The organism is Roseateles sp. P5_D6, assembly GCF_054049415.1.
This window is the reverse complement of the sequence record NZ_JBFUMK010000007.1, coordinates 131,922-154,027: the sequence shown is the minus strand read 5'-3', so window position 1 is coordinate 154,027 and position 22,106 is coordinate 131,922. Positions and strand designations below refer to the sequence as shown.

The 22,106-nt window shown below is 69.6% G+C and carries 22 protein-coding genes; 7 read left to right on the top strand and 15 right to left on the bottom strand.

Going from position 1 to position 22,106, the window contains the following annotated elements:
* The first annotated feature begins 105 nt into the window (after window positions 1–105).
* Both ACXJKM_RS11760 and ACXJKM_RS11755 read left to right on the top strand, forming a co-directional pair.
* Window positions 106–588 (top strand): Lrp/AsnC family transcriptional regulator, encoded by a 483-nt coding sequence (locus tag ACXJKM_RS11760; protein WP_056205021.1) that lies wholly within the window; start codon window positions 106–108, stop codon window positions 586–588.
* A 32-nt stretch (window positions 589–620) separates the two neighbouring features.
* Complete coding sequence (locus ACXJKM_RS11755) at window positions 621–1,169, top strand: RNA polymerase sigma factor (RefSeq protein ID WP_457321655.1); 549 nt, start codon at window positions 621–623, stop codon at window positions 1,167–1,169.
* Between the two features lie 13 nt (window positions 1,170–1,182).
* Here the strand turns inward: ACXJKM_RS11755 and ACXJKM_RS11750 are convergent, their stop codons facing one another.
* From ACXJKM_RS11750 to ACXJKM_RS11735, 4 genes are all read right to left on the bottom strand, one after another.
* Window positions 1,183–2,025 (bottom strand): HDOD domain-containing protein, encoded by an 843-nt coding sequence (locus ACXJKM_RS11750; RefSeq protein WP_457352498.1) that lies wholly within the window; start codon window positions 2,023–2,025, stop codon window positions 1,183–1,185.
* A gap of 305 nt (window positions 2,026–2,330) precedes the next feature.
* Window positions 2,331–2,567, bottom strand: coding sequence for a hypothetical protein (locus ACXJKM_RS11745; RefSeq protein ID WP_157282183.1), 237 nt, complete (start codon window positions 2,565–2,567; stop codon window positions 2,331–2,333).
* Window positions 2,568–2,642: 75 nt separating this feature from the next.
* Window positions 2,643–2,834 (bottom strand): hypothetical protein, encoded by a 192-nt coding sequence (locus ACXJKM_RS11740; RefSeq protein WP_157256283.1) that lies wholly within the window; start codon window positions 2,832–2,834, stop codon window positions 2,643–2,645.
* A gap of 285 nt (window positions 2,835–3,119) precedes the next feature.
* Window positions 3,120–3,686: a hypothetical protein gene (locus ACXJKM_RS11735; RefSeq protein ID WP_457321659.1), complete on the bottom strand. Its 567-nt coding sequence runs from the start codon at window positions 3,684–3,686 to the stop codon at window positions 3,120–3,122.
* 148 nt (window positions 3,687–3,834) lie between these two features.
* Here ACXJKM_RS11735 and ACXJKM_RS11730 point away from each other — a divergent pair, with 148 nt between their 5' ends.
* Window positions 3,835–4,263 carry a nuclear transport factor 2 family protein gene (locus ACXJKM_RS11730; protein ID WP_457352496.1) on the top strand — a complete coding sequence of 143 codons (429 nt, stop codon included), beginning with the start codon at window positions 3,835–3,837 and terminating at the stop codon, window positions 4,261–4,263.
* A gap of 3 nt (window positions 4,264–4,266) precedes the next feature.
* Here the strand turns inward: ACXJKM_RS11730 and fusA are convergent, their stop codons facing one another.
* Window positions 4,267–6,330, bottom strand: a complete 2,064-nt coding sequence (gene fusA, locus ACXJKM_RS11725) for an elongation factor G (RefSeq protein WP_457352644.1) — start codon at window positions 6,328–6,330, stop codon at window positions 4,267–4,269.
* 63 nt (window positions 6,331–6,393) lie between these two features.
* Here fusA and ACXJKM_RS11720 point away from each other — a divergent pair, with 63 nt between their 5' ends.
* Window positions 6,394–7,803: a M28 family metallopeptidase gene (locus tag ACXJKM_RS11720; protein WP_457352494.1), complete on the top strand. Its 1,410-nt coding sequence runs from the start codon at window positions 6,394–6,396 to the stop codon at window positions 7,801–7,803.
* Window positions 7,804–8,297: 494 nt separating this feature from the next.
* On the opposite strand, the gene ACXJKM_RS11715 is transcribed toward ACXJKM_RS11720, so the two are convergent.
* Together ACXJKM_RS11715 and ACXJKM_RS11710 are read right to left on the bottom strand one after the other, a co-directional pair.
* Window positions 8,298–10,127, bottom strand: a complete 1,830-nt coding sequence (locus tag ACXJKM_RS11715) for a hypothetical protein (RefSeq protein ID WP_457352492.1) — start codon at window positions 10,125–10,127, stop codon at window positions 8,298–8,300.
* Between the two features lie 491 nt (window positions 10,128–10,618).
* Window positions 10,619–11,056: a hypothetical protein gene (locus ACXJKM_RS11710; protein ID WP_457352491.1), complete on the bottom strand. Its 438-nt coding sequence runs from the start codon at window positions 11,054–11,056 to the stop codon at window positions 10,619–10,621.
* A gap of 212 nt (window positions 11,057–11,268) precedes the next feature.
* Here ACXJKM_RS11710 and ACXJKM_RS11705 point away from each other — a divergent pair, with 212 nt between their 5' ends.
* Window positions 11,269–13,827: an EAL domain-containing protein gene (locus tag ACXJKM_RS11705; RefSeq protein ID WP_457352490.1), complete on the top strand. Its 2,559-nt coding sequence runs from the start codon at window positions 11,269–11,271 to the stop codon at window positions 13,825–13,827.
* Between the two features lie 2 nt (window positions 13,828–13,829).
* On the opposite strand, the gene ACXJKM_RS11700 is transcribed toward ACXJKM_RS11705, so the two are convergent.
* The 4 genes from ACXJKM_RS11700 to ACXJKM_RS11685 form a co-directional block, all read right to left on the bottom strand.
* Window positions 13,830–14,303 carry a hypothetical protein gene (locus tag ACXJKM_RS11700; protein WP_457352489.1) on the bottom strand — a complete coding sequence of 158 codons (474 nt, stop codon included), beginning with the start codon at window positions 14,301–14,303 and terminating at the stop codon, window positions 13,830–13,832.
* Between the two features lie 122 nt (window positions 14,304–14,425).
* The gene (locus tag ACXJKM_RS11695) at window positions 14,426–15,895 is read right to left on the bottom strand and encodes a CHASE3 domain-containing protein (RefSeq protein ID WP_457352488.1); all 1,470 of its coding nucleotides are present in this window, start codon (window positions 15,893–15,895) and stop codon (window positions 14,426–14,428) included.
* Window positions 15,858–16,271: a response regulator transcription factor gene (locus ACXJKM_RS11690; protein ID WP_056204985.1), complete on the bottom strand. Its 414-nt coding sequence runs from the start codon at window positions 16,269–16,271 to the stop codon at window positions 15,858–15,860. The genes ACXJKM_RS11695 and ACXJKM_RS11690 overlap by 38 nt, the downstream gene beginning before the upstream one ends.
* Before the next feature lie 134 nt (window positions 16,272–16,405).
* Window positions 16,406–16,735, bottom strand: coding sequence for a BON domain-containing protein (locus ACXJKM_RS11685; protein ID WP_056204983.1), 330 nt, complete (start codon window positions 16,733–16,735; stop codon window positions 16,406–16,408).
* 187 nt (window positions 16,736–16,922) lie between these two features.
* On the opposite strand from ACXJKM_RS11685, the gene ACXJKM_RS11680 reads away from it, so the two are divergent.
* The gene (locus ACXJKM_RS11680; RefSeq protein WP_056204980.1) at window positions 16,923–17,573 is read left to right on the top strand and encodes a response regulator; all 651 of its coding nucleotides are present in this window, start codon (window positions 16,923–16,925) and stop codon (window positions 17,571–17,573) included.
* Here ACXJKM_RS11680 and ACXJKM_RS11675 read toward each other — a convergent pair.
* The gene (locus ACXJKM_RS11675; RefSeq protein WP_056204975.1) at window positions 17,567–17,758 is read right to left on the bottom strand and encodes a hypothetical protein; all 192 of its coding nucleotides are present in this window, start codon (window positions 17,756–17,758) and stop codon (window positions 17,567–17,569) included. The two genes, ACXJKM_RS11680 and ACXJKM_RS11675, sit on opposite strands and share 7 nt — an antisense overlap.
* Window positions 17,759–17,865: 107 nt before the next feature.
* Here ACXJKM_RS11675 and ACXJKM_RS11670 point away from each other — a divergent pair, with 107 nt between their 5' ends.
* Window positions 17,866–18,666, top strand: coding sequence for a substrate-binding periplasmic protein (locus ACXJKM_RS11670; protein ID WP_457352487.1), 801 nt, complete (start codon window positions 17,866–17,868; stop codon window positions 18,664–18,666).
* Here ACXJKM_RS11670 and ACXJKM_RS11665 read toward each other — a convergent pair.
* The 3 genes from ACXJKM_RS11665 to ACXJKM_RS11655 all read right to left on the bottom strand — a co-directional run bounded on the left by ACXJKM_RS11665 (window position 18,663) and on the right by ACXJKM_RS11655 (window position 22,101).
* The gene (locus ACXJKM_RS11665; protein ID WP_457352486.1) at window positions 18,663–20,255 is read right to left on the bottom strand and encodes an acyl-CoA dehydrogenase family protein; all 1,593 of its coding nucleotides are present in this window, start codon (window positions 20,253–20,255) and stop codon (window positions 18,663–18,665) included. The two genes, ACXJKM_RS11670 and ACXJKM_RS11665, sit on opposite strands and share 4 nt — an antisense overlap.
* Before the next feature lie 227 nt (window positions 20,256–20,482).
* Entirely contained in the window at window positions 20,483–21,637 is a 1,155-nt protein-coding gene (locus ACXJKM_RS11660) for a GGDEF domain-containing protein (RefSeq protein WP_457352483.1), read from the bottom strand.
* Window positions 21,634–22,101 carry a CreA family protein gene (locus tag ACXJKM_RS11655; protein WP_457322824.1) on the bottom strand — a complete coding sequence of 156 codons (468 nt, stop codon included), beginning with the start codon at window positions 22,099–22,101 and terminating at the stop codon, window positions 21,634–21,636. Before ACXJKM_RS11655 ends, ACXJKM_RS11660 begins: the two co-directional genes overlap by 4 nt.
* Window positions 22,102–22,106: the final 5 nt, after the last annotated feature.

Genomic DNA, 22,106 nt, shown 5'->3' with positions numbered 1-22,106 from the left:
CGTGATGCTTGAAAACGAAAATTCTGCGGCGCGGTTCGCGCAGGTTTCATGCATTCTTCGGCGCGGACTCGGCCATCGGCGCAGGAAACCTGCAAAATCACGGCCATGGAAGCCGCCATCGAGCTCGACGCCATTGACCGCCGCATCCTGCGGGCGCTGCAGCAGGATGGCCGCCTCACCTATGACACGCTGGCCGGCGAGGCTGGGCTGTCGTCTTCCGCCGTGCTGCGCCGCGTGCGTCGCCTGGAGGAGGCCGGTGTGATCGCCGGCTATGTCGCGCTGGTGGCGCCGGCGCGCATCGGCCTGGGCCTGACGGCCTATATCAATGTCAGGCTGGAGAAGCAGACCGACAACCCGCTGCGCAATCCGCGCGACCTCTTCCGCGCTGCGGTGCAGACCTGGCCCGAGGTGGTCGAGTGCGCGGCGCTGACGGGCGAAATGGACTATCTGCTGCGCGTGCTGGTGCAGGACATGCAGCACTACGCCCGCTTCATCAGCGACACGCTGCTGATGCACCCCAGCGTGCAGGACTGCAAGACCAGCTTCGTGCTGGAACGGCTGAAGAACACGACCGCTGTACCGGTTTGAACCTGTGCGCCGGCCGGTGGCATTCACCGGCCATGACCACGGTCGACCGGTACCGTTCCCGCCCTGGCGCGTCGCTGCCCGACGTCGGCCTGGTGCTGGGCTGGCTGCCCCGGCTGCACCGCTATGCGCGGTCGCTGCGGCGCAACCGCGAGGACGCTGATGATCTCGTGCAGGACACGCTGGAGCGCGCCTGGTCGCGCGCCGGGCTCTGGCAGGGCGTGGGCGACATGCGCGGCTGGCTGTTCAGCATCATGCACAACCTGCACGTCGACGCTTTGCGCCGTGGCCGGCTGGATGTGGTGGACCTCGACAGGCAGGTGCTGGACATCCCCGTCGCTGCTGCGCAGTCCGAACGCCTGGCTCTGCGCGACCTGCACAAGGCCCTGGCGACCTTGCCGGTGGAGCAGCGCGAGGTGCTGCTGCTGCTGGCCGTCAACGGCATGGCCTATGCCGAGATCGCCGCGGCCCTCGGCATTCCCGTTGGCACCGTGATGTCGCGGCTGTCGCGCGGTCGCACGAGGCTGCGCGGCCTGATGGCCGGGAATGTGCGGCGGCCGAACTTCCAGGGGAGAAGGGAATAGCCCGGCGTTGGCGTCAGTCGAATTCGTGAAGCAGCTTGAGGGCGTGCGCTTCGCTGAGGTTGAGCAGTTCGGCGATGTCGTGCAGATCGTCCGGCACGCCCGCGTCATCCCAGCCCCGCGCCGTGTGCCGCGCCAGCCGCACAGCCAGGTGCACGCAGCGCACCTGCGGGTTGCGGCCGTCTTTCTCGCTGGTGATGCGCGCGAGCAAGTCCGGCAGATGCCAGCGTCGCATCAGGGCCTGCTCCAGTTCGGCCAGTTCAATACCCAGCACCTGGCGCTGGGCAGCCGTGCTGCGCAGATGCCGGTCGGCGTCCTGCAAGGCGGCGATCTTCAGCGCCAGCACGGGCGCATGTACCCACAGCAGCATCTCGGCGAAGTCGTGCAGCAAGGCGGCGCTGTGGATGACGGCGGCATCGGGGTCGGCCCGATGGGCCGCAAAGCCCAGCGCGAAGCGCGAGGCACGTTCGGCGCGCTGCATGACACGTGACAGCCCGAGCAGGGCCTCGTCGTTGTCAGCCAGCACCAGTTCGAGCGTCGGCTGCGGACCGAAGTCGCGGAAAAAGGGGGTGATGCCCATCAGCACGATGGCAGCGGTCACTGTTTCGGCGTCGGCCCTGAGCCCGGAAGTGCTGCCGCGCCGCCGCTCACTGGCATGGGCCAGCACCTTCAGCGTCATCAGCGGGTCGGTGGCGATCATTTCTCCCAGGCCGTGGGCGTCGACGTCGTCCTCGGTCGCGCGCATGTGCTCAAGCGACTCGGCCGTCTCGGCCAGTACGGGGATCTCGGCCCGCGCAAAGGCGTCCACCCAGGACTCCAGGCTGTGGAGTGGCGCGGTCAGGCAGAGGCGGTCGGACATGGGGCCGATGCTAGGCCTGGGCGGGGCCGCCTGCTCGTCGGAGGCGGCCCCGTTTTGCCAACCATTTCAGCTTTGACGGCACCCCTATCTCGGGGCGAGCGCCGGGCTGCCATGGGCCAGAGGCCCATGGCCTGTCGTAGGCACAAGCAGTCCGCAGGGACTGCTTGTGTCCGACTCCAGTTCCCAAGCCGGCCCGGCTGGCGATGTGCTTGCCGGTCAAGACGGCAAGCATCGCCGTCCCCTCGGGGGACCGTTCGCACTTGCCGGCGTTCAGCCGGAGCAAGAGCAAACGAGGGGCGACTTTCCTACAGCCTGCGCACGCCTTCCAGCCGGGCGGTCAGCTGGCCATCGACGTAGAGCGCGCCTTCAGGCGCGCCGGCTTCGGCGTAGAACTCCAGATGGTTGCGGGCACGGCGCCGGCGGTAGGCCGGCGAGAACACCAACCGGATGGCGCGGGCCGCGCGCTTGACGCGGGTCCAGCGGCGGGCCCAGGCGGCGTGGGTTTCGGCGGCATCGGGGCCGCTCAACTCGATCAATCTCATGAGGGTCTCCTTGGCGCCGGGCCGGCCCTCATGACATGGATCGGTCATGGCTGAGGGGCAGGCGGCGCGCTGTGGTCAGGGGCTGTCGTCGGGGAAGCGGTCGCGCAGCAGGCGTCGCAATTCGAGGCGGGCTTGCTGGCGCTGGGCATGGGCGTCGTGCGCGCTTCGGTGGGCGCCGGCCTGGCGTTGCATGGCCGGTGCCACCAGCGGATTGCGCGGTTTGAGCGCTTTGATCTGCAGGGGACGCGGGGAGGTGAATTGGGGCATGGCGTGCTCCGGTTGGGGCCGCACGTGGGCGGCGGGCAATGCGGCGGCTCGGCCCGGGGTGGCGCCTGCGTTTGCATGGATGAGTTGGGGCCCGGGGCTTGCGCTCGAGGCAAGCGGGCCGGGCGGTCAGAGGGCTTGGGTGTGCGACCTCGCTGTGACGGGAGAACTGCAACACGCCACAACTTGCGCAAATGATAAACAAACGTTGCTCTTGCGCAAGCGGTTTTTATCCAACACCCCTAACGTGAGTAGTACCGGCCGTCCAGTGATGGATGCGCGGAAGGATCAGCGCTTCTTGGCCTTCAGCGGCGCGACGCGCGCCTGCAGCTTGCGCCACTCGTCGAGCTCGGCCTGCGGACTGGGCGCGGCCGCCTTCACCGGCACGGGTGCCGGTGTGGTCGAGGGCGTCAGCACCTCGCCGAGCAGATCCAGCAGCCGCGTGCGGGCACGCTGTGGGTGGCGGCGGTAGTAGGTCAGCACCAGCCCGATGATGAAGCGCTCGTCGTCGTCTCGGGGCATGCTGGGCGAGTCGCTTGCCGCAGGCGCTGCTACAGCGGGCATGGCCGGTGCCTCGGCAGTGGCCATTGCACCGTGCTCGATGTCCATCCAACCCGGCGCCTTGTGACAGAGCTGCTCGAACTGCCGCGCCAGGCGCTCGCCGATCTGGCGCGAGCGGCCCTTGATCTGGCTCCAGTAGCTGGGCTGGATCTGCAGCCTCTCGGCGAAACGCCTTTCCAGGCCACGCAGGGTGGCGGCATCGGCATTCTTGACGGTGGCGCTGACGAACTCTTCGAACAGCCGCATCGCGTTGTCCAATCGGATCTGCGCGACGTCGCGGGGGGCGCTGGGCATGGGCCGCAATGATAAATGGATCTTCACCTTCACTTCTGCGCCACCCCGGGCCGTAGGACGGTTCCGACCCAGCTGAGCCGGCAACTCCTACTGAAGGCCCGCCAGGCTGCACCCATATTGAGGTTTTAGGCCGTCAAAGGAGATTGGCATGCACACCGCAGACAGCACTCTCATCGCGCTGGAGAAGAAGTTCTGGCAGTCGATGGTGGACGAAGACACCGACACCGCAGTGGCGCTGCTGGACGAGCCGGCGCTGATGGTGAGTTCACACGGCGCCATGCAGTTCGATCGCAAGCAGTACAGGCACATGGCGGAAGAAGGCCCGATGGTCATCAGGTCGTTCGAGTTCAGCGACATGCAGGTCATGCACCCGAACGACGACACCGCCGTGCTGACCTATCGAGTCAAGCAGGCCATCGCGCCTCGCGGCAAGTCGGAGGAGAAGGAGCAGGAGATGGCCGACTCGTCCGTCTGGCTGCGCAAGGACGGCGAATGGCTGTGCGTCATGCACACGGAGACCGAGGTGGACGCCAAGGCCAAGCCGGCCAGGAAGACCACCGCCAAGGCCAAGCACTGAAGCTCAGTCCCCTTCGTCGTGCGTCTTGTAGGCGCCGACGAGGGCGGCCTGCGTGTTCGGCGGCACGGCCTCGTAGTGCGACAGCAGCAGCGTGTAGCGCCCTTCGCCCGCGGTGATGGCGTTCAGCCGCGTCTGGTAGCTGGCCAGTTCGGCCAGCGGCGCCAGGCCCTGCACGATGAGGCTGCCCGGCACCGCCGCACGCGTGCCATTGACCTGGCCGCGGCGTGAGGCGAGGTCGCCGGTGATGTCGCCGATACCGTGCTCGGGCGCGGTGATCTCGACCTGCACGATCGGCTCCAGGATCAGCGGCCGGGCCTCGCGCACGGCCTCGATCAGCGCGCGGCGGCCGGCGGTGACGAAGGCGATTTCCTTGCTGTCCACCGAATGGTGCTTGCCGTCATAGACGACCACGCGCAGGTCCACCAGCGGATAGCCGGCAATGACGCCGCTGGCCAACGCCGAGCGCACGCCTTTCTCGACGGCCGGCATGAACTGGCCCGGAATGGTGCCACCCTTCACCGCGTCGACGAACTCGAAGCCGGCGCCGCGCTCCAGCGGCTCGACGCGCAGATAGACCTCGCCGAACTGGCCCGCGCCGCCGCTCTGCTTCTTGTGGCGGTAGTGGCCTTCGGCCGGCGCCGAGATCGTCTCGCGGTAGGCGATGCGCGGCGGCTCGGTGAGGACTTCGCTCTTGTAGAGCTCGCGCAGTCGCTCCAGCAGAAGGCGCAGATGCAGTTCACCCAGGCCGTAGACCAGCGTCTGGTGCGTTTCACCGGCCTGTTCGATGCGCAGGCAGGGGTCTTCCTCCACCAGCCGGGCCAGCACCTCCCAGAGCTTCTGCTCATCGCCGCGGCGCGCGGGGCTGATGGCCAGGCCGTGCACCGGGGTGGGGAAGTCCAGCGGCTTCAGGTAGATGTGCTCGTCCTCTTGCGCGTCATGCAGCACGGCGTCAAACGTCAGGTCGTCCACCTTGGCAATGGCGCAGAGGTCACCCGGCAAAGCCTCGTCAATGTCGACATGCTTGGCGCCCTGCAACATGAAGAGGTGTGCGACGCGGATGGGCTTGCGCGCATGGCCGACGAAGAGCAGGCCGCCCTTGGCGACGCGGCCCTGATGCACGCGCATGACGCCCATCTTGCCGAGGTAGGGGTCGGCGACGATCTTGAAGATATGGGCCAGCACATGGCCGGCTGGGTCGGGCCGGGCGGGGTAGGGCGTGGGCTCCGTGCCCTTGCCTTCCAGAAAAGGGGGCGGGTTGCCCTCGGCCGGGTTCGGCATCAAGGCTTCGATCGCCGACAGCAGTTCGCCAATGCCGGCGCCGGTCTTGGCTGAGCAGAAGCAGACCGGGATCAGATGCCCTTCGCGCAACGCCTGCTCCAGCGGCGCATGCAGCTCGCGCGGGTCGACGTCGCCGTCGGTCAGGTAGCGGTCCACGAATGCCGCATCGACCTCGACGACCTGCTCGACCAGGGCCCGGTGCGCTTCGGCCACGGACGAAAAATCGGCGTCCCCGGACGCCGCGAAGAAACAGTCGGCGACGCGCTTGGCGCCGCTGGCCGGCAAGTTCAGTGGCAGGCACTCCTTGCCAAACACCTCGCGGATCTGGGCGAGCAGCCCGGGCAGGTCGGTGTCGGGACAGTCGATCTTGTTGACGACGATGAGGCGTGTCAGCCCGCGCTCAGCGGCGGCAGCCAGCAAGCGCTGGGCCATCAGCTCGATGCCGTTCTGGGCGTTGATGACGACGATGGCGGTGTCCGCCGCCTCCAGCGCCGGCAGGGCCTGGCCGACGAAGTCCGGCGCACCAGGCGTGTCGATGGCGTGCACGCGGATGCCGCCATGGGTGAAGTGGGCGAGGCTGGATTGCAGCGAATGGCCCAGGCGCCGCTCCAACGGGTCATGGTCGCTCACCGTGCTGCCGCGCTCGATGCTGCCGGCCTGCGGGATGGCGCCGGCATGGGCCAGCAATGCGTCCAGCAACAGCGTCTTGCCGGCCGCCGCCGGCCCCACCAGCGCGACCGTTCGGATGGTGCTCACTCGCGAATCCAGGCTCGTCTCGCTCATCGGAATCTCCTCAGTGGCGTTGGCAGAGTAGAAGAACGCGGCCAACCCGGCAAGGGCAGAATCGTTTGCATGCAAGCCCGATTGACCGCCCTCATACTCTTCCCCCTGCTCGCCGCCACGGCCCAGGCCCAGTCTGCGCCGGCCGACGAGCTGAAGGCCATGCTGGCCGAAGTCAGCCCGGCCCGCATCGAGTCGCGTATCCGCCGGCTGGTGGCCTTTGGCACGCGCCATACGCTGTCCGACATCGCCTCCGACACCCGCGGCATCGGTGCCGCGCGCCGCTGGATCACGGCGGAGCTATCCAACTGCTCCAGGCTCGCCGGCGGGCGGCTGCAGGTGGAGGAGCAGAGCTTCATCGAACCGGCCGGCAACCGCGTGCCGCAGGCGACCGAGCTGGTGAATGTCGTCGCCACGCTGCCGGGCCGCGGTGCATCCAAGAGCCGCGTCCTCGTCGTCAGCGGCCACTACGACTCGCGCAACAGCGACGTCATGGATTCCCTGGGCGAGGCGCCCGGCGCCAACGACGACGCCTCCGGCACGGCTGCGGTCATGGAGCTCGCCTGCGTGATGGCTGGGCGCCAGTTCGACGCGACCCTCGTCTTCATGGCAGTGCCGGGTGAGGAGCAGGGGCTGCTGGGCGCCGCGCAATGGGCACGCGAGGCACGTGCTGCGGGCACCAATGTCGAGGCCATGATCACCAACGACATCGTCGGCAGCTCGCGCGGCGACGCGGGCCAGGCCGACCCCAAACGCCTGCGCCTGTTTGCCGACGGCCTCGACCCGCTGGTGCGCCTGCTGACCGCCGCCAACGCCAACCGCCCCGCCAGCGACGCCGACGTCAGGTCCGTCGCTGCCATGCAGGCCGAGCTGCTGCCGTTGCTGCAGGCCGGTGGCAACGAGGACCTGCCGACCCACCAGCTCGGCCGCCACCTCAAGGCGGCCGCCGAGGCTGCCATGCCTGGCTTCACGGTCCAGCTCATCCAACGCCGCGACCGCTATCTGCGCGGCGGTGACCACATCCCCTTCCTGGAGCGTGGCTATGCGGCGGTGCGCTTCTCCGAACCCTTTGAGAACTTCGCCCACCAGCACCAGAACCCCAGGACCGAAAACGGTGTCGTGTTCGGTGACCTGCCCGAGTTCGTTGACTTCGCCTACGTGGCCGATGTGGCGCGCGCCAACCTCGCCGGCCTGGCCACGCTGGCCTGGGCGCCGGCGCCGCCCAAGGGCGTGAAGCTGGATGCGCGCGAGCTGACCAACGACTCGACGCTGGAGTGGCAGGCCAGCGACGACCCCGAGGTGGCCGGCTACCGCATCGTCTGGCGCGACACCGACTCGGCCGCCTGGCAGCAGTTCAAGGACGTGGGCCGGGCCACGCGCTCGACGCTGCCGGTGTCCAAGGACAACGTCGTCTTCGGCGTGCAGTCAGTCTCGAAGAAAGGTTATGCCAGCCTGGCGAGCTACCCGCTACCGCGGCGCTGACCAGCGCTAAGAACGCTGACGCCCGGTCGCCAAAGGCAACCCTTGCTTACCGCGGCGGGCGTGGCGATGGACGAATATTCAGCCGCCACCACCGCGAGGGCTTATGCATTGAGCACGACCGCCTTGCCCGTGTCGCCCCTGGCCGTCCACTGTCGAGCCGCGGCGATGAGGCGGTGATGGCTCGGGCGCGACAGCCGGTCCACCGGCTGCCGCGCCCGTTCTTTTAGGGCCTGTTAACACTACGGCAATGGGTCGCGAAGGCCCGCCGCCAGGGCCAATCAAGGCGCGGCACGCCGCCCGCACTCATGTGCGGGCCWGTGGCGCAACGCCGAGTGGCCCCTGGCGGCGGGCCTTCCCTTCGGGTTGTGGCCAGAAATGCCGCGCGCGGCGTTGCAAATGCTCGCCGGGTGTCCAACCCGACTCCGCTTTGCGCCTTGCTCGCGCCCTTTCTGGCCACAACGCGACCCGTTGCCGTAGTGTTAACAGGCCCTGGCTCAGCAGGGCAGGCCGGAGGTCTGCGCCGAGCAGGACTGGCTGTCCAACTGCAATACCAGGCCATCAGGCATGCGGCCGATGATGCGCAGCAGCTTGTAGCTGTTGACATTGAGGGCCGTGTTGCCCACGGTTGCGCTTAGCGAGGCGCCGGTGGCGAAGGCGCCCTTGGCTGTGACGCCAAGTTCCAGGTCGGCCAGTTTGCTGTTGCAAGCCGTGTCGGTGCAGAGCAGGGCGCGGTCTGGCATCAGGTCGCCGCGCGGCAAGGTCCACGTCGGGCCGTAGCTGATCTTGGCGTTGACGGCGCCCTTCATCCCGGTCAGGTCGGTGATCGCCTTGGCCACCAGCGCCGGCCAGGGCAGGCCGCTCTGGGTGGCGGCAGCGATGGGCAACTGGCCGGCGAGTTCAATGCCAAGGCTGTCGCCATCCAGGCCGCCGAGCGGCGTGCCGCAGGCGCCGTCCTGGAACAGCTCGATCTTCAGGTTGCGGCCCGCGCGTACGAAATTGCGCGCCACGGCGTCGCCGGCAGCGCCCGCAGGCACCGGCAGGCTGACGATGTTGTTGCCGCGCGTGGCACCGCTGAGCGGATCGAGGCTGGGTGTGCCGTCGCTGCTGCTGACGCTCCACAGGCTCAGATAGCCGCCAGCGCCGGCCTTCTTGAACAGCGCCAGCGGCACATCGGCACCGCTCGCGTCCTTCTGGCTGACCCGGGCGCACTGCAGCACACCCCCGCCGCTGGCGCTGATAGCGGGAATGCTGATATCCAGATAGCGCGCATAGCTGTCCGGTGCCGCGCTGTCGACGCGGCGCGTCAGCACCAGGCGGGCGGCGGCCGTGGCCTGCACCTCCAGGCGGTTGCCAAGGAAGGTCCAGCCGGAGGGGCGCTTCACGGCAGCCTGCTCCAGCCCCAAGCGCCGCTGGAAGCCCGCGGCGTTCTGATAGACGAAGCCGACGCGGCACAGCGGGTCGCCGACACCGAAGTCGCAGCGGCCGAGCATGGAGCGCAGCAGCTTCCCGCCGAACATGACCTCGCCCTCGCCCAGGATGCCGTTCATGCGCAGGCAGACCAGCTGCGCCGCGTCCTTGGCCCCGATGAAGGGCGCCGAGATCGCATCGACGCTGGCACGCGCATTCGCGTCGAAGATGGACTCCAGGCCGATCAACTTGCTCTGGCAGTTGTTGATGTTGGCCGTGGCCGTGATCAGCTTGGTGAACAGCGCATCCAGGCCGGTCAGGTCCACCCCCGCCGCCGCGGCGTCGAAGCCCAGGCTGCCCTGGGTCGTGTTGGTCTCCAGATAGGCGGTGCCTGCCCCAAGGCGGGACGTCAGCGTCACGAAGGCCTTGCTGTCGGCGCCCAGGCCGACGGCGACGGTGTCCAGCATGCGGTCGTAGCCGGTGTGCGAACCGGCCGTCAGCGCGCCAGCCAGCAGGTCGAAGTCGCTTGCCAGGCCTGCGTCGGCCAGGGCTGGCGCGAGCGCTGCGCGCAGGCGGGTCTGGGCGCCGGCCAGGGCGGTGTCGCCCAGGCCCTGCACGGCGCCGGTCATCAGCGTCTCGGGAGCCTGGTCACTGGCCAGCACGGTGATGGCACTGGTCAGTGGCGTCAGATGCAGCGTGCCGCCACTGCTGGTGGCACCCCAAAGGCAGATTGGCTTGTCGGCGACGCTGCCACAGGCCTCGACGCGGAAGGGGCCGTCGCCACTCAGTGCAATCGGGCCGTAGGCACCGGTCGCGGCGGTGACGGGTTTGCCGGTGGCGATGGCCTTGCCGGTCGCGTCCAGCACGCGCACCGTGGCGCTGTTCAGCGCCAGCCCCGCCGCGACGATGCCGGACACCGGTGGTGGTGGCGGAGGAGGCGGCGGGGGGGGCGGCGGTGTCGGCGTCGGCGTCGGCGAAGGAGCGGGCGACGGGCTCGGGCTCGGGCTCGGGCTCGGGCTCGGGCTCGGGCTGGGCGCGGGGCTGGGCGCCGGTGCAGGACTTGGCGACGGGCTGGGCGAAGGCGAGGGGCTGGGCGTTGGCACCGGGACCGGCATGGGCAGCGGGCTGGGCGTGGCCGCTGGCGGCGGCGGGCCGGGCGCTTCGCTGGGCGCGGAGCCGCCGCCCCCGCCGCAGGCAGCGAGAGCCAGGGCCATGGGCCACGCATAGGCCGAAATCCGGCGCGGGGCCGGCGGCGGGGTCAGCGGGATTGGGAAGGAAAGGTCAGCAGAGTCGGGCATCCGGGCCAGCCGCACAGGCGGCACAACGGTCAGGGTTGACCCGACTTTAGGCCGCCGAGCCCGCTGGCGATGGCCGGAACTGCAGGTCCGGCGTGGCCTTTTGCGAGCTATCAGTCGCGGTGGCCGTGCCCGTGTCCGTGGCCGCGGTCGTGACGGCCGCGGTCATGCCAGTCGTCACGGCGCCCGTCGCGGTCACGGTAGACGACGACGTTCTGGCGGTACCAGCCGTCCTCGACGAAATAGACCGGTGCGCCGCAGGCGCCGTAATAGCCGCAGTGGCGGCGCCAGTTGTGGCGGTGCTCGGGCGGCACCCACAGATAGACCGGCTGGGCGCGGTAGGCCGGGCGGCCGATGATGACCGGCTGGGGCGCCAGCAGCACCGGTTGCGGATAACGGCCGATGTCGACGCGCCCGTACACGCCCGGTTGGCTGAAGCCGATGGAGACGCCGACGTCCGCGGCCCGGGCGGCAGGCAGGGCAGTCATGGCAGCCACGCCCAGCAGAGCCGGGGCGATCCAGTGTGCGAAGGGGTTGCGACGGGTGGTCATGGGATTTCTCCTGAGGAATGCGGCGGTGCCGCTGCACCCAGTGAACGCCCCGCCGGGGCAGGTGGTTGTCAGTGCGCCGCCGCGGTGCTTGTAGGACAAGCGGTAGGCCCGCGTGGATGCGGCCCTGTCCTACAAGTCCTTGCCCGTCCTGCCGACGCGGCCCCGCTCTTGTGGGCTTGATGCTTGCCCGTCTTTGCGTCGGAGCAGCATCGATGAGCGAACCCCAGCAGACGGGTGTGCCCGCAGACGAGGCACCGCGGGATGTGCTCGCCGCTTCGGTGTCAGCCGCGCAGCTCGCGCTGGCGCAGAACGCGCGCTTCCTGGAGCGCTGCAGCCGCCTGGCTGGCGTCGGCGCCTGGGAATGGCAGGCCGGCACCGAGAAGCTGACGGTGTCCGACTCGGCCTGCGAGTTGCTTGGCCTGCCCATTGGCCAGGTGCCGACGCTGGCAGCCCTGTTGCAGCGTTTCGGCCCCGATGGTGCTGCCATGTTGGACGCGGCCCTGCAGCGCGCTGCGGCAGACGGCGAGGGCTGGGATGTCGAGTTGCCGTGCGAGACCGGCCCGAACGGGCACCGCGTGCTGCGCGTGGTTGGTCGCCATGACGAAGACGAAACCGGCCGGCGTGTCGGTGTCGTCATGCAGGACGTCAGTGAACCCGCCAAGGTGCGTGCCGAGCTGGAGCGCACGCTGGAGCGCCTGGCCCTGGCCACCCACAGCGGCGGCATTGGCGTCTGGAATCTGGACCTGCGGGACTCTCGCCATGGCGAACTCACCTGGGACGACGCCATGTGGCGTTTGCACGGCGAGCCGCCGCGTGGCCAGCGCACCAGCCTCGCGAACTGGCGCAAGCGCCTGCATCCCGAGGACCGCCGCGCCGCCGTCATGGCCGTGCGGGCGGCCCTGCGCGACGGGCCCCAGCTGGACGGCGAATGGCGGGTCAGCTGGCCCGATGGCAGCGTCCATGTGTTGCGCAGCGCCGGTCGGGTGCTGCGCGATGCCGGCGGCCGGCCGCTGCGCTTGTCGGGCGTCTGTTGGGACGTCAGCGAGTCTCGCCGGTTGCAACAGCAATTGCAGGAGCAGCATGAGCTGCTGGAGGTCACGCTGCAATCCATCGCCGATGCGGTGCTGACCACCGATGCCCTCGGTCGCGTGACCTGGCTCAACCCCGTCGCCCAGCGGCTGACGGGCTGGGCTGCCGCCGAGGCGCGCGGTCAGCCGGCCAGCCATGTCTTCCTGGCCCAGCGCGAGGAAAACGGCGAGCCCTTGGCCGACCCGGTGCAGCGCTGCCTGGCCACCGGCCGGCCGACGCGCCTGTCTGCCGGTGCCATGTTGCTGAGCCGCGATGGCGAACTGCGCGCCGTGGACGACTCGGTCGCGCCCATCCGTGATGCCGACGGCCGCGTACTCGGTGCCGTGCTGGTCTTTCGCGACGTGACCCAGCAGCGCCGCCAGTTCGACGAGATCCGCTGGCGTGCCAGCCATGACGGCCTGACCGGCCTTGTCAACCGCGTCGAGTTCGGTCAGCGCCTGGCGCGCACGCTCGAGCGAGCCAAGCGCGATGGCAGCCACCATGCGCTGCTGGCTTTCGACCTTGATCGCTTCAAGCTCGTCAACGACCACTGTGGCCATGCCGCCGGCGACGAGGTGCTGCGCGAGGTTGCCCGCCGCCTGGAGGCCGGCGTTCGCGGCCGCGACACGGTGGCCCGGCTGGGTGGCGACGAGTTCGCGGCCATCCTGGAAAACTGCTCGCTCGACGAGGCCCTGCACGTGGCGCAGAAGCTGTGCGACGCGATGGACCAGTACCGCTATGTGCACGGCGAGCAACGGTTTCGCATCGGTACCAGCATCGGCGTGGCCCCGCTGGATGGGCGCTGGCCCGATGCCGATGCCGCCATGCGCGAGGCCGATGCCTGCTGCATGATCGCCAAGGAGCAGGGCCGCAACCGCGTGCAGCTGTGGGCGCCCGATGACGCCACGCTGCGCGCCCACCAGAGCGAGCACCGCTGGGCGACGCGGCTGCAACAGGCCCTGGACGAGGACCGCTTCGAGCTCGACCTGCAGCGTGTGCTGCCGGCCCAGGGTGAGGACGATGGCCGGCTGCGCGGCGAGCTGCTGTTGCGCCTGCGCGAGCGCGACGGCAGCCGTGTGTTGCCCGGCGCCTTCATGCCGGCGGCCGAGCGCTTCCATCTCGCGCCGCGACTGGACCGCTGGGTCTTGAGGCAGGCGGTTGACTTGCTGCAGCGCGGCGGCCCCCCGGAGGTCGCGTCGCTGTCCATCAATGTGTCGGCCCTGACGCTGCAGGATGCGGCCTACCACCAGGAAGCCCGAGCCCTGCTGACGGCGCTAGGCCCCACGCGTGCCGCGACCTTGTGCCTGGAAATCACCGAGACGGCCGTCATCACCCAGCTCGGCGAGGCGGCGAGCTTCATCCAGCAGATGCGGGCCCTGGGTGTGCGCATCGCGCTGGACGATTTCGGCGCCGGCGCCTCCTCATACAGCTATCTGAAGGCGCTGCCAGTGGATCTGCTGAAGATCGACGGCCAGTTCGTGCGCGCGTTGATGACCGACCCGCTCGATCAGGTGGCCGTGCGCAGCTTTGTCGACGTTGCCAGGACGCTTGGCCTGACGACGGTGGCGGAATGCGTGGAGACACCCGAGGTGCTGCTGGAGTTGGTGCGCCTGGGCGTCGGCGAGGTGCAGGGTTTCCTGCTCCACCGGCCCCAGCCACTGGCTGAGCTGCTGGTTGCGGCCGAAGAGACGATGCCCGCCTGAACTCAGCGGGCGGGTGCTTGCGGCTCGCGGGGCGGCTGCGGCGCCACGTCGGCGCGCACTGGCTGGTCACGGTCGTCGGCATCAACGGCCGGCGCTTCGGCCTTGGCGACGATGGTGGCGTCATCGGGTGTCGAGGCCGGCGGCGCACTGTTGTCGCGCCCGTCCGCGACCGCGCGCAGCGACACCTGCAGGCCGCGCGACAGCTGCTGCTGCCAGCCGTGCAGGGTGTCCGCCGCCTTGTGCATGACGGCACTCAGCTGCACGTCCAGCGGGCGCGGGTCGTCGACCATGTCCACGCCGGCGCTGGCCCCGAGGGCCGCGATGGCGACGAGCATGGCGGCTGCGTGGAAGCGGCGGCTGTGCAATGGCGGTGACAGCGCGTCGGCGTCCCGCGACATGATGGACATGTCGGGTACCGGCGGTGCCGGCATCTGCGTGTGCCAGCCCTCGGCATGCGGTGATCGCGGGAATTGCATGGTGCCCTCCTGGCTGCGTCTGAGACGGTTACCGCGCGCTCTGTCGGTGCGGCGCCCGGGAGCAGTTTGGGTGCGCCCGATGCGGCGCCATGTCGGCTCGGGCAGGCTTGGCCTGTAGGACTTCAGGAAGGGCTGGGGCTGCCCAGTTCGCCGGGCGCGGTCACGGGGGCTGGCTCGGGTTCTGGATCTTCGCGCATCGGCAGGCGCGCCAGCACCAGCGTGCCGCGGCCGGGCGCGGACAGCAGCTGCAGCGTGCCGCCCAGGCTTTCGATGCGGTAGCGCATGCCCAGCAGGCCATGGTGGCCGGCCCCCACCGCTTCGGGGTTGAAACCCTGGCCATCGTCGCGGATGTGCAACTGCAGCCAGCCATCCGATTCGGCCAGCGAGACGCGCACGTGCTTGGCCTTGGCGTGGCGCAGCACATTGGTCAGCGCCTCCTGCACGAGGCGGTACATCGCCAGCCGGCTGGCCTCGTCACTGGGGGCCTCCATCAGCTCCAGGCTGAGCTGCAGGCCGGAGCGCTGCGCGAACTCCTGGGTCAGGATCTCCAGCGCCGGGATGAGGCCGAGGTTGGACAGGGCCGATGGGCGCAGGTCCTCGATGATGCGGCGCTTCAGCGCAATGCCCTGGTCGAGCAGCTCGCTCATGTGCTTGAGGCGCTCGTCGATCTCGGGCGCCGCGGTGCGCGTCATGCGGCGGATGCGCGCGACGTCGAGCTTGGCGGCCGTCAGCAGCGCACCGAGCTCGTCGTGCAGCTCGCGGGCCAGATGGGCGCGCTCGTCCTCGCGCACCGTCTGCAGGTGGTGGGCCAGCTCGGTCAGCTCGGCGGTGCGGCGGGCCACCTCGCGGTCCAGCCGGTCGCGTTCCAGCGCCAGCTCCTGGGCGTGCTCACGGCGGGCCGCGTGCAGGGCCTCGTTGCGGCGCAGGAAGATGGCCAGGCCGAACAGGCTGAGCAGCGTCAGCCCGTGCACGCCGATGCGGCCGTAGTTCAGCGAGCGCACGACGGCGTCGCGCTCGGTGGCAATCTGCGTCAGTTCGTGCTGATCGAGCTGGCCGACGGCGTCGCGCACCGCCTGCATCTTCTCGCGGCCGATGTCGGACTCGACCAGCCCGTGCCAGGCCGTGTCCTGCCCGTCGCGGTAAAGCTTGACGACCAGCTGCAGTTCGGAGAGTTTTTCGCTGGCACGCCGACTCGCGTCGGCCACCAGGGCCTCCCATTCGGAGCTGGCGTACTGGCCGCGCAGCCGTGACAACACATTGGGCAGCTCCTGCTCGGCCAGCTTGATTGGCGCGAGGTAATCGTCGCGCCCGGTCAGCAGATAGCCGCGCTGCGCCGTCTCGGCATCGGTCAGCAACTCGCGCAGGCGCAGGCCGTCGTTGCGCGCCTGGTGGCGGGCCTGGGATTGGTTCAGCGCCTCGTCAGCACCCCAGAAGGCGGCCTCGCTGACGCCCATGACGGCGGCTGCTGCCAGTGCCGCGAAACCGACGGCCAGACCGCGATTGCGGCTGGCGCCTTCCAGCCAGGGATCGAGATGACGCAGCACGGGCAGCCGTTCAACTGGCCGCGGCTGCAGGGCGCGCTGATGAGGCATGTTCGGCCAGTTCGGCGCAGTAGCTGATGAGGTCGTCGAGCTCGCGGCTCTTGTCAAACACCCGTTCCGCGCCCAGGCTGGCGCAGCGCCGGCGCATTTCCTCGGTGGCGTAATTGGTCAGCACGACGCGCCGCGCTCGGATGCCCAGCTGCTGGGCGGCCTGCAGCACGCCCAGACCGGTGCCGGAACGCAGGAAGACGTCGACGATGAAGAGATCGGCATTGCCGTCGGGATCGCGGCTCATCCAGCGCACCGCGCTGGCTTCATCGGCCACCGAGCCCACCACTTCGACCTGAGCCAGTTCCTCAAGCGTCGCAATCAGGTTCTCAAGGATCACCGGACTGTCTTCGACGATGAAGGCTTTGAGTGCTGGCATGGCCCGACGGCGGCGCGAGGATGATGAGGTTGAAGTATGGACCGCTTCCGCGTCGGGCCGGCAGTGCCGGCAGCGCATCGCGCTGTAGGACTTCTCCTAGGGAAACTCCCTTGGAAGTCCTTCAGCGGCGGTCTTCAGTTGGGGTGTCGCACGGCGATGTCATTGCGCACGGCGACGACACCGGAGGTCTCGCGGGCCAGCTTCTCAGCCATGGCCTTTTCCTCGTACGACTTGGCGAAGCCGGACAGTTGCACCGTGCCCTTCAGCGTCTCGACACTGATGGCCATCGCGCTGACGGTCGGGTCGGCGGCGAACTTGCCCTTGACGCGGGTGGTCAACGCGGCGTCATCAACATAGGCGCCCACGGTTTCCTGGTTGCGGGTGACGGCGCAGCCGCTGGTGCCGGCCAGGGTGGCCGTGAGAGCGGTGGCGACGGCCAGAGTGAGGATGGACTTGTTCAGCATTGCAGTTCTCCTTGGATGGCGGCTTCACGGAGCCGCTGGAGCCACTATCGCGGCACGCCACCACGGGCGGCATAGTCCCGAAGCGCGGCCCCCTGTCGGACTCGGCCGGCGTCGATGTAGGACTGAAGGTATCGCGGCGCGCCTTGCGGACTGCTACGCTGGGCCATCCCTCAACACCGCGTTCATCATGATCCGTATCGGCATCGTCGACGACCACGCCATCGTGCGCACCGGCTTGCGCCAGTTCCTGTCCGACCACGTCGACCTGCGCGTCACGGGCGAAGGCGCCAGTGGCCACGACGCCCTAGAGATGGCGCGTGGCGGCGAGGTCGACGTGCTGCTGCTGGACATCTCCATGCCCGACCAGAGCGGCGTGGACGCGTTGGCCGCCATCAAGGCGCGATTCCCCGAACTGCCGGTGTTGATCCTCAGCGGCTTTCCTGAGGCGCATTACGCGACGACGCTGCTGCGCCAGGGCGCCAGCGGCTACCTCAACAAGGAATGCGATCCCGACGAAATCGCCAATGCCATCCGCCTGGTGGCGCGTGGCCGGCGCTACATCAGCCCGGCGGTGGCGGAGCAACTGGCGGACAGCGTGGTCGGTGGCGGCAGCGCCGGCAATGCGCCCGACAAGCCCTTGCACGAGGCGCTGTCGGAGCGCGAGTTCCAGGTCTTCCTGCGCCTGGCCCAGGGCGAGACCGTGGGCCATATCGCCGAGGCGCTGTTCCTCAGCGTCAAGACCGTCAGCACCTACCGCACGCGCGTGCTCGAGAAGCTCAAGCTGGCGACCAACAGCGATCTGACCTACTACGCGCTGAAGAACGGGTTGATTCAGTAGCGGGGTTCGCCGCTGTCCCTGGGCGCGTCCTCGCCGAGGGTCCAGGGCAGCGCGCATTCATAACCCAGCTCGGCCTCGCTCGACGTGGCGGCCGGCGACCACAGGCGCGTCAGCGCTGACCAGAAGGGGCGGTGCGGACTGGATTCGGCCAGGGAGTTGTGCTGCAGCGAGGCTTCGATGGTCATGGGAGGTTCCGGCTGAAGTTGGCGCGCCCAGCATCGCCAGGGGCGGGGGCGGCGTGTATCGGCCGGTGTCGCGGCGGCCTGTCGGAGCTGGCTGACAAGCACGGGCCTTGCGCCGTCTCGATCAGAATGCGGGCGTGCTGTCGCCTCTGTCCCTGCTGCGCCTGAGCCTGACCTGCCTTGCGCTTGCCTTCCTGCCGGCGTCGGCCTGCGAGCTGCGCGTGCGCTGGAACCCCGACCCGCCCTACAGCATGCGTGACGGGCAGGGCCACCTCATCGGCATGCAGACCGAACTGGTCGAGCGCACGCTGGAGCGCATGCAATGCCGGGCGGTCTGGGTCGAGCTACCCTGGGCACGCGCCCTGGTCGAGTTGCAGGCCGGCCGCCTGGACCTGCTGCCCGGCGCGCTGCACCGCCCCGAACGCGAGGCCTATGCGCATTGGGTCGAACAGCACATTGCCGTGGCCAACCGCCTCTTCGTGCGTGCCGGTCGCGAGGCCGACTTCGCCAGCGCGACGCGGCTGAAAGAGGCTTGGCGGCAGGGCCTGAAGCTGGGCGTGCAGATCGGGGTGGTCTACGGCCCCGACTACGCCGAGTTGCTCGCTGACCCGGCCTTTCGCGCCACGCTGACCCAGGCCTCGGCGCGCCGCAGCCTGTGGCAGATGCTGGAGATCGGCCGCGTCGATGGCGTGCTGGCCAGCGAGGCGACGGCGCGCTGGGAGCTGGGCGAGCTGGGCCTGGCCGGCCGCATCGTGCCCACGTCCGTGGTGGTGCCGCATGAGCCCGCGCAGCTGATGTTCAGCAGGCGTTCGGTCGACGCGGCCCTGGTGCAGCGCTACCGTGAAGCCAGCGAGGCGCTGGAGCGCGACGGCACCCAGGCGCGCATCGTGCGCCGCTACCTCGGCGATTAGCCAACCAGCGCCGCGTCGAGGATCCGCGCCGCCTGCGGCACGGCCAGCGTGCCAACAAGGCGGCCATCGCCGCCGAAGCGGGTCGCGATGAAAGCGTCCGCGGCAATGGTGGACGATTGCTCACGCATCAGCAGGCCTTGGGCGCACAACACCAGGCCTTGCGCAACGCGGCGGGCCTGGGATTCAAGCGCAGTCGGGTCGCCGGTCAGCAGGCGCCGCAGGCTTTGGGCTTCGGCGCGCACCGGGGCGTCCGTGCTCTCGTCAAACGCATCGAGCAGTGCGAAGGCCACGTCGGGCTCACGGGCGACGGCACGCAGCACATCCAGGGCCATCACATTGCCCGAGCCCTCCCAGATCGAGTTGACCGGTGCTTCGCGGTACAGGCGCGCCAGCACACCGTCCTCCACGTAGCCATTGCCGCCGAGCAACTCCATGGCCTCGCCGGTGCACTCGATGGCGCGCTTGCAGACCCAGAGCTTGGCGGCCGGCGTCATCAGCCGTTGCCAGCCGGGCTCGTTGCTCTCGAAGCCCCGAGCCAGGCGCAGCATCAGCCGCATCGCGGCCTCGCTCTCCAGCGCCAGGTCGGCCAGCACGGTCTGCATCAGCGGCTGCTCGGCCAAGTGCCGGCCAAAGGCCGAGCGCTCGCGGGCGTTGTGCAGCGCCTGCACGAGGCCGGCGCGTAAGAGCGCTGCGCTGCCGATGACGCAGTTCAGGCGCGTGTAGCCGGCCATCTCGATCAGCGTCGGGATGCCGCGGCCTTCTTCACCGAGACGCCGCGCCCAGGCGCCGTGGAACTCGACCTCGCTGCTGGCGTTGCTGCGGTTGCCGAGCTTGTCCTTCAGGCGCATCACCTGGATGGCGTTGCGGCTGCCGTCGGGCGTGTAGCGCGGCAGCCAGAAGCAGGTCGGGCCAGCCTCGGTGCGGGCGAGCACGAGGTGGGCGTCGCTGCTGGGCGCCGAGAAAAACCATTTATGGCCGGTGATGGCGTAGCTGCCGTCCGTCTGCTCGACGGCTTGCGTTATCACGCGGCGCAGGTCGGAACCACCCTGTTTCTCGGTCATGCCCATGCCGACCCAGATCGACGGTTTCTCCGTCAGCGACCGGTCCAGCGGGTCGTGCTCACGGCTGAAGAACCTGTCGCGCAGCGGCGCGAACAACTCGGGCTGTTTGGCCAGCACGGGAATGGCGGCCTGGGTCATGGTCGCCGGGCACAGCGAGCCGGCCTCGACCTGGCCATGCAGATAGCAGCCGGCCGCGAACTGGGCCCAGCGGCCGGGCGTGTCGGTGGCGAAGACGTCGGCGACCAGGCCCTGGCGGCGGTACATCGCCAGCAGTGCATGCCAGCTGGGGTGGAAGTCGACCAGGTCGACGCGGCGGCCGCGCGCATCGAGCTGGCGCAGCTGCGGGCCATTGCGGTTGGCGTCGCGGGCCAGCTGGGCGGTTTCGGCACTGCCGAGCTCAGCGCCATAGCGCGTCAGCGGCTCAACCGCCTGCGGCGCGGCCTCGCGCAGCGCGGCCAGCAAGGCCGGGTCGGTGGCCAGCAGGTTGTGGCCGACCCATTCATCGACTAGGTTGTCAGAGGTGGACATCTCGGTGACTCCATCCCAGAAGACTTGCGGGACGAGCGACGGGCCGCTCCCTAGCCGGCCCGCGCTGGCGATGTGCTTGCCGGTCGCGCCGGCAAGCATCGCCGTCCCCGCGGGGGCTGAGGCCGGACATAGGGCGTCCTGTGGACGGCCTGTGCCTGCCGAAGCTCTGCGGCCAAGGGCCGCAGAGCGGTCCCGGCCAACGTACCCGTTGGACGAGAGGCTTCATGTCAGTCCTGGACCCCCGGCTCGGCCATCAACTGACCCTTGCCGGCGCGCCGGGCTTCGTAAAGGGCCGTCTCGGCGCGGCGTTGCAGGTCGGCCAGGCCGCGGTCACCGGGGCGCAGCTTGGCCCAGCCGGCGCTGAAGGACAGCGCCATGCCCAGCTCGGCCGGTGCGCGTTCGGCCAGCGCCTTGCGCAGGCGCTGGTCCAGGGCCTGCGGGCCCTCGGGCAGGCAGCGCGCCATCAGCACACCGAACTGCTCGCCGCTCAGGCGGCCGGCGAGGTCGCCCAGGCGCATCTGGGCCTGAATGCAGCTGGCAAACAGGGCCAGGGCGCGATCGGAAAAATCCATGTCGCGCTCTGCCTGCAGGGTCGCGAAGTCGTCCAGGTCCAGCACCACCAGGGCCAGGGGCTCGTCGTAGCGGCGCGCCATGGAGATCAGGTCGACCGAGCGCTGGGTGAAGGCGTTGCAGTCCGCCAGGCCGGTCAGGCCGTCGGTCTGGGCCAGGCGCGCCAGCTCGGCCTCGGTCTGGCCCCGCCAGGCCAGCAGCAGCATCGGCAGGGCCAGCAGCAGGGCGAGCTGGCCGGCCAGCGCCAGCAGCAGGTCGGGCCACGGCGCGGTGTCGCCGAGCAGGGTGGTGGCGGCGCGGCCCAGCATGGCTGCCAGCAGCGGCAGCACGGCGGCCAGCCCCAGCAGGCGCCAGCGCCGGCTGTTCAGGCCCTGCAGCACCGTGCTGCGGCCCGGCAGCATCAGCGCCACGCCCAGCCAGGCGAGTTGGGCGCCGAGCACCGCGTCAGCCAGGGTTTGGCCGACGGCATGCTCGTCCGCCAACAGGGCGTGGCCAATGCCCAGCACCAACGGTGCAGCCGCCATGACCCAGCGCCCCGGCCGCGGCGTCAGCCACAAGCCCAAGGCCCACCAAAGCGCGGACAGGCCGAGGCTGATGACGGCCAGGCCGACGCTGTGCAGGGTCGGCACAGCCATTCGATCGCCGTGGGTCGGGCTCGCCATGGCCAGGCCCAGGGCCAGGGCTGCCATGCCCACCTGGGCCCAGCGGCCGCCGGCATTCGCGCCGTGCCAGCCAATCAGCGTGATCAGCACCAGCGCCGCGGCCAGCGCCTGCATGGGCATCAGCGCGAACAGGGCGGCAGTGAATGTCATTTCTTGATGGGGATGGGGGTTTCGCGGGCGACCGGTACGGCGGTCACGCTGTTCTGCGGCGAACCGTCGATGAGGCGGTCGGAGTAGGTCAGGTAGACCAGGGTATTGCGCGACGCGTCCACCATGCGAACGATGCGCAGCCGCTTGAAGACCAGGGATATGCGCTCGTTGAAGACCTCTTCCTGGCGCGGCAGTGCCTGGCTGATGGTGATCGGTCCGACCTGGCGGCAGGCGATGGAGGCCTCGGCCTTGTCCTCGGCCAGGCCGATGGCGCCCTTGATGCCGCCCGTCTTGGCGCGCGACACATAGCAGGTCACGCCCTGCACCTTGGGATCGTCATGGGCATCCACGACCACCTTGTGGTCGGGGCCGATCAGCTTGAAGGCGGTGTCGACCGAGCCGATGGGTTCGGCCCCGGCCAGCGCCGTTGCGGTGAGCAGGAGAACGAGGGCGGCTTGCTTCATCGGCT